Annotated in this window: 12 protein-coding genes; 1 reads left to right on the plus strand and 11 read right to left on the minus strand. The window is 35.7% G+C overall.

The features are described 5' to 3' along the window. Nucleotides 1-49: 49 nt before the first annotated feature. The 8 genes from J2S78_RS13920 to J2S78_RS13955 all read right to left on the minus strand — a co-directional run bounded on the left by J2S78_RS13920 (nt 50) and on the right by J2S78_RS13955 (nt 9,771). Complete coding sequence (locus J2S78_RS13920; RefSeq protein ID WP_306899503.1) at nt 50-1,123, minus strand: TRAP transporter substrate-binding protein; 1,074 nt, start codon at nt 1,121-1,123, stop codon at nt 50-52. A gap of 33 nt (nt 1,124-1,156) precedes the next feature. Further along, nucleotides 1,157-2,248 (minus strand): sialidase family protein, encoded by a 1,092-nt coding sequence (locus tag J2S78_RS13925; protein ID WP_306899506.1) that lies wholly within the window; start codon nt 2,246-2,248, stop codon nt 1,157-1,159. Nucleotides 2,249-2,339: 91 nt separating this feature from the next. After that, complete coding sequence (locus J2S78_RS13930) at nt 2,340-3,086, minus strand: SDR family NAD(P)-dependent oxidoreductase (protein WP_306899508.1); 747 nt, start codon at nt 3,084-3,086, stop codon at nt 2,340-2,342. A gap of 55 nt (nt 3,087-3,141) precedes the next feature. Further along, entirely contained in the window at nt 3,142-4,419 is a 1,278-nt protein-coding gene (locus J2S78_RS13935; protein ID WP_306899510.1) for a four-carbon acid sugar kinase family protein, read from the minus strand. Between the two features lie 12 nt (nt 4,420-4,431). After that, nucleotides 4,432-5,598: an iron-containing alcohol dehydrogenase gene (locus tag J2S78_RS13940; RefSeq protein WP_306899511.1), complete on the minus strand. Its 1,167-nt coding sequence runs from the start codon at nt 5,596-5,598 to the stop codon at nt 4,432-4,434. A 27-nt stretch (nt 5,599-5,625) separates the two neighbouring features. After that, nucleotides 5,626-6,501, minus strand: a complete 876-nt coding sequence (dapA, locus tag J2S78_RS13945) for a 4-hydroxy-tetrahydrodipicolinate synthase (RefSeq protein ID WP_306899513.1) — start codon at nt 6,499-6,501, stop codon at nt 5,626-5,628. 215 nt (nt 6,502-6,716) lie between these two features. Further along, nucleotides 6,717-8,483, minus strand: coding sequence for a sigma-54-dependent Fis family transcriptional regulator (locus J2S78_RS13950; RefSeq protein ID WP_306899515.1), 1,767 nt, complete (start codon nt 8,481-8,483; stop codon nt 6,717-6,719). Nucleotides 8,484-8,829: 346 nt separating this feature from the next. Further along, nucleotides 8,830-9,771, minus strand: coding sequence for a DUF6612 family protein (locus J2S78_RS13955; protein ID WP_306899516.1), 942 nt, complete (start codon nt 9,769-9,771; stop codon nt 8,830-8,832). Nucleotides 9,772-10,041: 270 nt separating this feature from the next. Between J2S78_RS13955 and J2S78_RS13960 the strand changes: the two genes are divergently transcribed. Next, nucleotides 10,042-10,722, plus strand: a complete 681-nt coding sequence (locus J2S78_RS13960) for a DUF2569 family protein (protein ID WP_306899518.1) — start codon at nt 10,042-10,044, stop codon at nt 10,720-10,722. A gap of 188 nt (nt 10,723-10,910) precedes the next feature. Here J2S78_RS13960 and J2S78_RS13965 read toward each other — a convergent pair whose 3' ends face one another. Genes J2S78_RS13965 through J2S78_RS13975 form a run of 3 tightly spaced genes read right to left on the minus strand, consistent with a single transcriptional unit; the run spans nt 10,911 to nt 12,752 of the window. After that, a complete protein-coding gene (locus J2S78_RS13965; protein ID WP_306899519.1) occupies nt 10,911-11,516 on the minus strand; it encodes an ABC-2 transporter permease in 606 nt (201 codons plus the stop codon). Continuing rightward, nucleotides 11,509-12,375, minus strand: coding sequence for an ABC transporter ATP-binding protein (locus tag J2S78_RS13970; protein ID WP_306899521.1), 867 nt, complete (start codon nt 12,373-12,375; stop codon nt 11,509-11,511). The genes J2S78_RS13965 and J2S78_RS13970 overlap by 8 nt, the downstream gene beginning before the upstream one ends. A 5-nt stretch (nt 12,376-12,380) precedes the next feature. Further along, nucleotides 12,381-12,752 carry a GntR family transcriptional regulator gene (locus tag J2S78_RS13975; protein WP_125561266.1) on the minus strand — a complete coding sequence of 124 codons (372 nt, stop codon included), beginning with the start codon at nt 12,750-12,752 and terminating at the stop codon, nt 12,381-12,383. Between the last annotated feature and the right edge of the window lie 124 nt (nt 12,753-12,876).

Consider the following 12,876-nt stretch of genomic DNA (forward strand, 5'->3'; position numbering starts at 1 on the left):
CTCCTTTCTTTAATCCCCCCTATACATCAGTATAGGGGGATAGATTTTCTCACTCTGTCTCAAATATTTCGTCCATTTCTTCCTCGATGCCGTGCTCTTCAGCTATTTCCTCCATTTGTTTTCTAGAAGCTTCAATCATTTTTTCACGTTCTGGGTCCGTAAATTCTACTCCAAATTCTTCTTTTAGCGTTTCAACGTCCTCTTCAGATTCAGAGAAAGCCTTTTCTATATATTCAGGCTGTACCTCTTTTGCTGCGTTTAAAATAACTTCTTGTAATTCAGAATCCAAAGCCTCGAACTCTTCGTTGTTCATGACAACAAAACCTAGAGTAAGGTTATGTTGCGTTCTAGCTACATAGTCGGCAACCTCTCCAAAACGCTGTTCAATCATAGCATCCATACTGTTTTGGGATCCTTCAACTACCCCAGTTTGCAATGCTGTGTATACTTCATCAAAAGCAACCGAAGTTGGATTAGCACCTAGATTCTCCCACCATTCCATCTCGGTAGATTCATTTTTGCTTCGCATTGTCTTTCCTTCGATGTCATCTATAGATTCAATAGGATACGTACTAATGATGTTTCGTTCTAAACCTCCCGCGTACATAACCGTTTTTAATCCAGGCTCTTCCATAAGCAAGTCTTCAAAATATGACAATTCTCCTTCTGAGTTAACCACAGATTCAAAATGGTCTTGTCCTTCAAATAAATAGTTTGTACCTAAAACATCAAATTGAGGATGGTGTTCTGAAAACCGACCTGAATCCGAATAAATCATGTCTATATCTCCAGAAATAACTGATTGATAAAGACTCGATGCGTCTCCTAACTGTCCACCAGTCGAGACTTGAAATTCAATCGCACCATCGCTTTGTTCTTCCACTTCATCTGCTAGCGCCTGTAATGTTTCTGCTAGTAAAGAACCTTCTGGATTAATTGTTGCTGCTACTAATTCCGTCGTTTCCTGCGAACCATCTTCCTCCGTTTCCGCAGCACCGTCTTCACCTGATGAACTATTGGCATCCTCATTACCACATCCAGCTACTAAAATGGACCCTGCACCCAGCAGCAATGTGAACATTACGGTTTTCATACTTTTTCTGTTCAAGAAATATTTTTTCATGTGTCTTTCTCCCCTTTTATTAATAATCAATCACTATTGTTCATTCTTCACGCAATTTTCAGAGATAACGGTGTGCTTTATACATTGACGCAAATACGTGTACGTAATGTGAATAGCGCCTTCTTCTGTTTGATAAATGGATGGATAGGAAAATTCAGGTGATTTTTTATCCTTGTCCGCTGTAGCAATATTTTTTACATAAGACCAAGTTTTCCCCTCATCTTCTGATATCGCTATTGTTAAAGGAGAGCGAATAACACCCCAAATGGACTCCTGTTCGCTCTGCTGATTAACTTCAATCGATTGTCTATCCTTTTCATCAAACCACGGCGGACTATTCACCTCTGGAGGAGCTAAATCAGCATTAATATTATTAAACACCATCGCGAGATTTCCATTATTCAATTTTTTACATTGAATGGAGGAATTGTTGTTTAACAGACTTGTTTTTTCTGGTGTACTCCAGTTTTTCCCGTAATCTTCTGATATACTTACGTATATATTGTCCGCCTTTCTACTTCTGAAAAAACCAATGAGCTTGTTATTAGACCCTTCTACAATGCTCATGTGCACAAGAGATTTACTATTATTCACAGGATATTCGTTCCAACTTTCCCCATTATCATTTGAAATTTTTACAACACTGTAATCTTTCCCTAAAAAGCCAGTATCTGATTTAATACTATAGTAAGCAGGTAAAATGATTTCTCCAGTTTCCAAGATTATTGGAGGATGTCGTACAAAAGAACCCGGTGTATCGAACAACGTTTTTTCGTCACTCCATGTCATTCCGCCGTCACTTGAAGTTCTATATCTTACGACAGCCGAATCCTGGTGTATAGAATCTTGAGCCGTAAATACTAACCACAACTCCCCGTTAGGATTTTCAAACAGTATAGGGTTTTGTTCCGATCTTGTAGAATCAGAGGATAAAATAACAGGTTCACTCCATGTATTTCCTCCTTTTTTTAAGCGTGAACAAAGAATAGAAATATCTGACTTTCCTTCTCTGGATCCACCGAACCAGACGCACATCAAATCCCCGTTTCGTAAAGAGACAATATTAGATGCATGATTATGAGGAAATAATGTGGGTATTTTATTTTCTACTTGTTGAACACTCACTTTCTACCAACTGCTCCTTTTTCGTAAAATTAATACATATAAAAATTACAAACAACTAAAAGTAAGCGCTTTTATATTTTAAATTATTAAATTAATTCATGTACGTTCCACCGTTTACATTAATCGTTTCTCCAGTAATGAAATCAGACATTTCTGACGTTAAAAAAAGTACGGTATCGGCCACGTTTTGAGGAGTTCCCAATTTTTGAAGAGGGATTTTTGACAAAACTTGTTGTCGATATTCATCTGTCCATTGAGAACTCATATCTGTCTCCACGGGCCCGGGATTCACTCCGTTAACATTAATATTGTGCTCTGACATTTCTATTGCTAAATGCCTTGTAAGATAATCCACACCTGCTTTAGACGCCCCATATGAAGGGGCTGCATTCTTATGTGCAGTCTTTGCAGCTGTTGAACTTACATTGACTATTTTTCCATATCGATTTTTTATCATGTAGGGCAAAGCGGTTTTACAAAAATACAAACTACCATTTAAATTAATGTCCAATACTTTATGCCAATCCTCTAAGTCCATTTCTAATGTTGAACTTCTCATATTAATGCCTGCATTATTTACAAGGATATCCATTTTATAAAAGTAATTAATAGCTGTTTCTATAACTTCTTCGGCCGTTTTTGGGTCAGCAACATCTCCTGTTATCATGAGACATTCTTGACCGGTTTCTTCAATTTCCAACATTAATTTTTGTAGACGATCTTTATTTGTTCCATTAATAATTAAGGACGCTCCATTGTTAGCTAATGTTATAGCTATAGCCCTGCCAATTCCTCTTGTGGCCCCTGTTACTACCGCTACCTTATTTTGCAGCAACATAGTATTTACTCCTTTAGATTTCGATCTTTTAACTCATCAATATCTACCTCTTTTTTCATCCTCCTTTCAAACTAGTCAATGCTTTGTTCATCACTGTGTCCCCTCCGAAATTACCTGCCTTAGTAACAGTATAGATAGTTTTGTTTGTCTGCAGTAATCCTACTGGAACACCAGGTTCGATTTCATCCATTAATTGAAATGTCTCTACTCCAAGATTCTTCATAACTTGAAATGCGGTGTCTCCTCCCGTTAGAAACAAACGATCTATTTGAAATTTTATAATAAGATCATCAGCAATTTTCCCTAAATAATAAGATATCAAGTCGCTAACCTCAATACGTGAAAGACCTATTTCTTTTCCTTTCTCGACTGCTTTTTCTGCGTCACTAGAAGAAAACAATGCTAGATGATAGCCATTTTCTACAGCATACTTTGATTCACTTATTAATCTGTTGAATTCTTTTTCACGGATGTCAGACGTATCAATAATCTTTGTAGACTGCATTTCTAACCCTATAACCTTAGGGTTTTGTAATAGCTGCTGTAACTGTTCTCTACCATTCCTACTCATACTTCCAATCACAAAAAGCGATGATCTCACACTTTCTGGTATTGGCGATATAGTATTTGTATTCTCCTTATAGCCATAAGCTTTAGGAATGTGATAAATTAATCCTGCAGATCCTGCCCAAATAACGGAGTATGGCGAACTTTTTATGTGTTCTACGATCTCCTTCAAATGATGGTCTTCCATGGAATCAACAGTTATATGGTTAATATTTTTTTCTTTACAATCTTTAAGAATGTTCCATATTTTCTCTTTGCCTTTTTTTAAATCTTCCAGATAAATATGTGCCACTTTTCTTTGGGATTGTTCCATTATTATTTTATTAATATCCGAATAAAACACTGGCGTTTTAGGATCTTGAGCCACTTCCGTTTCATGTAACAGAGTATTATTTAAATAAAGCATTCTATTTACAATTTTTCGTCCATTTGATGGATGTCCAGGTGCTATAATTACGAAATCAGGACAAAAATAATCATATAATGCATTTACTTCCTGACCAATACTCCCTCTCATTGTTGAATCTATTTTTTTGTAAATCACCCTATCATCAGAATCTTCAATTTTATTACAATATTCAAATATTTTATTGTATGACCTCTCACCCGTTAACGTACGGCTGTCTGTATTGTAAATGTAGATATCTTCTTTCTGTTTTTGAAAAGTATCTTGTATAATCACTATAGGAGTCAACCCATATTTCACTATTTGTACCCCGCTGTCATTCGCTCCTGTCAAATCATCTGCTAAGATTGATATTTTCATCGCTTAACTACCTTATCCAAGTAATCGACGATAAATATTTTTCATATCCTCAATTGATAATTCTTTCGGATTATTATCTAGTAATCTGGTGATTTTAGAAGCTGCTACAGCAAGGTCTTCAATGTCATCTTCTGTGACTCCGTATTCATTTAAATCTTGTGGGATATCTAATATTTTTGTCCATTCTTTAATTTTTTCAATTAATTTTTCAGATGCGTCCTGCTCTTTTTCGTTATCGTCAGAAATTTTTATTGCTTTTGCGACGATAGATAACCTTTCCGTTACAGCATCTAAATTAAATTCCATTACGTGCGGTAACAACATAGCATTGGCAACACCGTGAGCTATTTTGAATTTTCCTCCTAATGGATAAGCTAGGGCATGAACTGCTGCTGTACCTGCACTTGTTAAAGCCATTCCTCCATACATAGAACCTACTATCATTTTTTCTCTAGCGTCCACGTTGTTACCATTTTTATAGGATTCTACAATGCTATCGTTTATCAATCGTATCGAATCTAAAGCAAATGTATCACTTAAATAATTAGATTTATTTGAGATAAACGATTCTAGCGAATGAGTAAATGCATCCATTCCCGTTGAAGCGGTGATAGGTTTTGGCAGACCTAATGTCAACATCGGATCTAATATTACTAAATCAGGCAATAGATAAGGGCTGACCATACCAATTTTTAGTTCTTCATCCGGGAAAGTCACGATAGCATTCGGTGTAACCTCAGAACCTGTTCCAGCGGTAGTTGGCACTAAAATGGTAGGTATTCCCGGCTGTTCTATTAAATTAGTTCCTAGCATATCTCTAACCGTTTGATCGTTCGTTTTTAATACAGACAAAACTTTAGCTGCGTCTAATACACTTCCACCGCCTACACCGATAATGATATCGTATGCTTTGTCTTTAATATCTCTGTACATTTCCTCTATATTATCTTCTGTAGGCTCTGGAAGTACATCTGTAATAGTCGTCACACTAATCGTTTCATGGTCTAATTGCTTATAAATTCCGTCTAGTAAGCCCAAATCCTTAATCCCGGGTTGCGTTAAAACAAGAACGGAACTCACATTTTTTTTAATACGAGGGACATAATCCATCATTTTATCCGCTGAGTCTTTGCCAGACACAATAAGGTCTGCCGTTTGAAATTGATAAATATTTTGCATAGTCGACTTTACTCCTTTCTTTCTGATTTATTTATTTGAGTCTTGGTTAAGTATATCCTGAATCTTTTCTGCTAGGTCTGCTGATACTTCTTTGACCGGCGGACGAGGTGGACCTATAGCGATCCCTTTTAATTCTACTGCTTTTTTATATACAGCTGGCACGGTAGCTAATTGAGATGCATTTCTAATCGTTCGTAGCTTTTCTTGAAACGTTTGGGCCTTTTTTATGTGACCTTCCTTCCAAGAGTTATAAATAGAAACCCCTATTTCTGGGAAAACATTAGCAGTAGCAGCTACAGCCCCATTTCCTCCAGCAATCAAAGTCCAAAGAATTAACGAGTCGCTGCCAGATAGAACGGAAAAATTGTCATCTGTGTTTTCAATATATTTAAGTATATTGTCAAAATTTCCACTACTATCTTTTATTCCGACGATATTGTCAATTTTAGAAAGAGTAGCAACTGTGTCTGGTTGCAAAGATACACCTGTTCGAGAAGGCATATTATATAAAATGATAGGCAAGTTCGTTGCACCAGCAATATTTCTATAATGATCTATTAATTCGTCTTGAGATATAGGATCAAAATATGGAGTAATAATGGATAATACATCGACCCCAATCTTTTCCATCTCCTGCGATAATTCAATCACTTCACTAGTGCTATTACCACCTGTTCCTACAGCTAAAGGTACTCTTCCGTTAATTTCTTCTTTTACTATAGTCGCAACCTTTAATTTTTCCTCTTTAGTCAACGTATGGAATTCGCCATTGGTTCCTAATGCAAAAATCCCATGTACACCAGCTTCAATTAAATGATTGACTAGTTCACGAGTAGATTTTTCATTGATTTCATCATCAGCAGTCATAGGGGTTAATAACGCTGGTACAATTCCTTTAAGCATCTATTTCCCTCCTTCCCTTAAATATGTTTCTAAATTAAACATTGTTTCCGCTTTCAAAATCAATGTAACTTCAATATAAGATATAAAGTTTTATATTGCAACCCTTTTCTAAAAATTAAACAAAAATATTATTACCACATTTGAATTACGTTTAATTTTGCAACATATATTCTGGGAAGACACAAACAAAAACCCCCGACCTTAAAAGTCGGAGGTTATTCATTATTGTTTTTTTGTTTTAACTTTCTCCATAAGGTAGTCCGGTTAATTCCTAATCGTTTCGCTGTTTGCGAGTGGTTAAAATTTTCTTGTTCTAGTACCTCTTCAATAATTCTTGTTTCAATTTCACTCAATGTCCCCGATAGATTAATCTCTTTTTTCTCCCAGTCATATAATAGAGCCTCGTTAATATCTTCTTCTTCCAAATAAGAATTGTCGGAAATAAGAACGGCCTCTTCAATAACCTTATATAATTCAGATATATTTCCATACCAATTTGGGTGCTGCAACATTGATAGACTTTCTTCTCTAACGCCCGAAATCTGCTTACCATACCGTATATTACACTCATTAATAAATAGGCTTATTAAACTTTCAATGTCTTCTTTGCGTTCTCTTAAAGGAGGTATAAATATTCTTAATTCAGCTACTTTTTCATATAAAGAACTCAAAAATGCATCTTGAACTAAAGAGCTAAGTTCTTTACTTGCTGAAGATATTATATGCATATTTGAATATGCTTCTACCCCTGTCATTAGATTTTTTTGAGCAGCAATAGGTAGCAAATGAATGTTTTTTAGAAAAAAAGTACCTCCATTGACAAAAGGAAAAAGTTTTGAAGAAGACAAACTCATAATATATTCTAAATCTTCTTCGTTAATCATTTCACAATCTACCATAACAAATGGCTCTTGATGTCTTTCACTACTTAAGTGAATAAGCTCAGCGGTCCTCTCTTTCCCCGTACCGCGTTCTCCTTCAATTAAGATATTTTTATCTGTTTTTGTAAAACGAAGAGCCTTTGCATACATATTATTCATTTTATAGTTTTCTGAAAGTCTGCCTTTTAAAACAGTGGATGGACCTGTTACTCTGTGCTGATTTATTTTTATATTTAAACCATTGATAGCTTTTAACTTATCCTCTTTGTTTATAAAGAAAACAATAAGTTGATTATTCAGAATACCCTCAGCTTGTATACCCCAGATAAAGCCATCTTTTTCACAAAAAAAGTGTAATAATGGAGTATCGCTCACTTGTTCAACAGCGTTGTCAAAATCCTTAAAATAATTCATAATCATTTCTTTTAAGTAATTAGCTTGTTGGCCATTGCAATAAATTGTCTTTTGATCCTGATCCAATACTAAGACATATTGTTGCATGTTGCGCAATACAGCATCACTAATTCCGTATTGTATTCTCATATTTTCTATAATATTAAAAGATTTACGTGCTTCATTAAATGCTTTGATAACGCTTTCTTTACCGGAAGTAAGTAATATGCCGTTTAACCCAAGCTCCTCGGCAATCTTTACAGTAATAACATCTCCTACTATTACCTGATAACCACTACGCTGTAAACTTTCTAACTTTGAATAGACCTCATCAGCTTCTGTAATCGTTATTGTCTTTACCTCAATATCTACTAAAGAACATACAGCAGAAGCTCCTTCCGCTATTGCTGAAAACCCTACAATAGCTGCTTTTCCTGGAAAATCTTTAATAAGTGTTATAACCCGTAGCATATCATACCCAGATACTTCTATATCAATGACAGGTATAGAAACCTTTTCTTGAATAAGTTCGGCTGTCCCCCCACGGCTTACTATCACATCAGTGCCGTTCTTTTCAGCCTCTTGGGCATACTGTAAACCAGCGTTCAAATCCCCTGTTTCAACTCTTAATTCAAATGGTTGTTCGCTACCTATATCTGATAACAACTCTTTTAGTCCTGGATATGGAGCTATAGCAAGAACTTTCATGCCATCCTCCTTCGTTGCAAATTTAAACATATATGTACTATATCAAACGTTACCTTCATTTGTAAAAAGTTTAGTGCAACACTTTGTTTCACTCCAAGTACAGATCGGGAGAAGTACTCTTGAAGAAGTTTCTATGAGTAAAGCACCGCAAGTGAGTTTGTAGAACAATGAGTGAAAACAATCGACAGAAACCACCTATAGCTATTTACTATTCTCGTTTTTATAGTCGCACAATGAATCTAGATTCCCTAGGCCTTCCTCCTATTTCATGAAAAAAGACGCAATCTCTTCATGATTGCGCCTCACTCATTCTACACATCTTTACAAAGTACTATATTATAGTTGCTTATTCGAGCGTTCCCATATCCTCTTCTAATTCACTCATGTCAATAGCATTATCAATCGCCTCTTGAGGAATTTCTATATCATCAATGTCATTAAATTGAGAAAGGGTAAAGGAAGCAGATTGAGAGAAGCTCATTGTCTCTCCTCCTTCTTCCACATCCATGTCAATGTCGATGCTCATGTCTTCCGTAAAGAAAGTGTCTTTGTTTATAGATAATACATAATCCAACGTTTCAATATTCATGGCATCCATCATTTGCTCGACTTCGCTTGCTTGTGCCTCCGTGTTTGTTCCCATTGTTGCAAACTCTTTTCCTATCTCTAACAAATCATCTCCAGAACCGTCTACGCTCAACACGTAACGATCTTCTTCCTCTTCCACTGAAATGTTTTCTGCGCTCTGTTTCATTAATTCCAACTGTTCTTCCGTTGACACTTCCGTCGTTTGTGTTAATTGGTCTATTCCTGTATAGTCTGCCCCAGCTTTTAACCATTGATCCTCTTCAGCCATATACATATAAAATGTTCCATCTTCATCTACATATTGTTCCATGCTCATTCTTCCAACTCCCATTGGATTTGGAGCATTTACGTCTTGATAAATCTTGTATGGATCTTCACTTATATCCGAAGATACTTCGAAATCCATTGGAATTTCTTCTTCCCCAGCTGTGATCGTTTGTTCCATATTCCCTTCCATGTGATAACTATTCATGTCGTCCATCGCATCAGTCGACTTCGTAATAATCTCATCAACAGACAACTCTTCTTCCGGAGCTTCTTCTTCCTCTTCATTGGTTTCATTTTCAGAATCAGATTCCTCTGTTTCCTCTGTTTCTTCAGCCTGCTCTGCCCCTGCATTCTCTTCTGTTTCATCTTCCCCGCAAGCGGCTAATACCCATGTACAAGCGCATGCTGCTAAAACCCACTTTAACTTTTTCATCACTATTCCCCCTAAACATATGTGTACCATTTTTGTTTTTATTTGTTATGTAAATAACGGTACGATCATGAAAAATTATCCAAAACTGATTCTATCCTTCCACACAAACCTTGTAAATCCGACAAAAGTTCCGAGATGATGGACCTATATTATCCAAAAACTTTATTACTTTAAAATTACATGATAAAAGGTACATATAATTTCATCCAAAAAATTCTTTTTTTATAATTTATGTGTAGTACTATAACATTTGTTGAAAGGAGTGGGATTATGAATTACGTATACATTCTAGTCTCGTTTATAGGCGGGTATTTCTTAGTAGATTACCTTACATCGTTACATGAGATTTTTTATCTTTTTCCGTTTATTTCATTAATAGGATATATCGTTTTTAAGGTTATTAATTCTTCAAAGAAACGTAAAGATGATGAAATAGAATCCTCTAAAGATGGAGAAGTTGCTGCGACAAAGAGTGAGGTGAAAGGAATTGGTGGTTGGTTAATAATAGTAATTATAGTCTTAGGCATTGGTCTAATATACTCATTCTTTATAGCCATTACTGATGGGATAACTATTTTGATTCCTGAAACGTGGCAAGAAATATCACAGCCTGATGGATTATTATACCATCCACTTAATGGACCTCTTATCATTTTTGAATTGATTTTTAACATCATTTTGATCGTATTCATTATTGTTCTATTAATACTACTGTCTATGAAAAAAAAGATATTTCCCCCACTAATGATAATATTTCTGTTAAGCCACTTCATTATTGAGACAATTTTAGCTTTTGCTACCTATAACGTGTTAACATCTATTCCTTATTATGAAATGAACGAACTAAAAACCGCCTTGTATTCTTCCCTTTTAGGAGCAATAATAGGTTGTGCCATTTGGGTACCTTATTTTTTCGTATCTAAAAGAGTTAAAAATACCTTCGTCAAATAATATGAAAAAGATAGACAAAGTTGCGTGAAACTCGAATGCATAGCATGTTCTACGTTCAGCCAATGAAAAAGCAGTTCTCCGAGATTAACAGAAGCGTAACGTATAGCACGGAATATAGTCGAAAAAAGTCAACCTAATACCGACTTCTTTCCACATTTTAATTTTTCAGCTTTTGTAAAGAGCAGCAATTAGAATACTTTTCGTTGATAAATGATAGTGGTTATTCCCCAAGAAACAGCATAGAATGTCATAATAACAACTGCCGCTCCCGCATATAAAGTCGTGATAGATAAACTGGCAACAAAATTATTTATTACTGTTAAGTGTTCAGATATAAACGATACCACAGGTTTCCTTATCAATGCTAAAAAGAGAAAGCTAAAGAGAACAACTGGTGAAACATAGCCTCGTTTAAATATATAAAATAATGGGAAGGTAAGCGCGGAAAATACTAAGAATAAGCCACTGGCAATTGCAATATCAGTAATCGCAAAAGGTTTATTGAAAACAAAAAATGCCAAACTTGTCACTCCAATGGCTGAGACCATATAAACGATGGCACCAAGATAGCGTGAAGCGATAACTTCCTTACGTGTGTAAGGTAAGGAATTCAACAAAATATTCGTCTCTGCTTTTTCATCGTAAGCAAAAGCATTAATGGGCATAAAAATACTGGCAACCAGAAAAGTCAAAGCTGGATGTGCGTCCATGATGATAAAGAATGCGATAAAAGGAATAAAGGTTAATAACAACCTTTTCTGTAGTATGACGTCACGTCTGATTAAATTAAACATACTGGAGGCCTCCTTTCAAATAATACATAATATCTTCCAGAGAAGCCCGTTCAATAAAAACTGTATCTCCGAAAGTATCTTTCACTGCTTTTACATTATCCGTTAATGCCTCAAAACCTGTTGGTCCACGATGAACATGAACAAAGTCCTTTTCTGTGTCTCTATCCAGGAGTTCCGTTCCTCCTTTAACGAGGGCATAGTTTTCAGCTATGTCATGAATGGACTGATTAAATACTAGTTCCCCACTCTGTATAAGAGCAATATAATCTGCGATACGATTTAAGTCGGTTGTAACATGGGTAGAGAAAAAAATGGTGCGACTACCATCGATCATTAATTCTTGTAAGATATCCAGCAGCTCTCTTCTAAAAATAGGGTCTAAACCTGCTGTGGGCTCATCCATAATGATCAGCTCTGCGTGATGGGACAGTGCTATAGCTAAGGAAGCCTTCATTTGCATCCCTTTAGAAAAAGTTTTCATCGCTTTATTAAGTGGTAATTCGAATTGTTCAACGTATTGATAAAACAGGTCATCATCCCAGTGTTTATAGGCTGGTCCCACTATGCGCTTTATATCTTTTAAGTTCATCCCTTCAAAAAATACATTGCCATCATATACAAAACCAATGCGCTCCTTGATTGCCTTTTCATGTGTCTTGTAGTCCAACCCGAAAATCTTAACTTCACCAGTCTCTGGTTTTAATAGATTCATCATCATTTTTATCATTGTCGACTTGCCGGCACCATTTGCTCCAATGAATCCTGTTATAAACCCTTGCTTAACTTGTAAATCTATATTTTTAATGGAAAAACCTTTGAATTTTTTCGTTACATTTTTTAATTCAATCACATTCTCCATTTATTTCACTCCTCATATAAAATCTTCAATAATTGTTGAAGTTCATCAAGTGACAGTCCTATTTCTCTGCTATTTGTTATAACCGCACTCAGCTGTTCCTCAATGACCTTCAGCTTCTTCTCTCTAATGACCTCCAAATTTTGTTCTGCGACAAAAGAACCTTTTCCGACAATGGAATAGATAAAGTCCGCCTTCTCCAATTCCTCATAGGCGCGTTTCGTCGTTATAACACTAATTTGTAAATCCTTTGCCAGCTGACGTATGGAAGGTAGTGCTGTTCCCTCCTGCAGATCACCTGCTAAGATAGATGATTTAATTTGATTGGTAATTTGTTCATATATCGGCTCCTTTGAACTGTTGGAGATAATTATTTGCATGCTAACCCCTTCTTCGTCATTTTTGTATAATGTATATGTACTTTATATACATTATATACACCCCTGAAGTATCATGCAACCATTTTATTTGAAAAGAAAGGAAATTTTGCTTATGCCTATAGCT

This window comes from Salibacterium salarium (assembly GCF_030813635.1).
Taxonomy (GTDB): domain Bacteria; phylum Bacillota; class Bacilli; order Bacillales; family Marinococcaceae; genus Salibacterium; species Salibacterium salarium.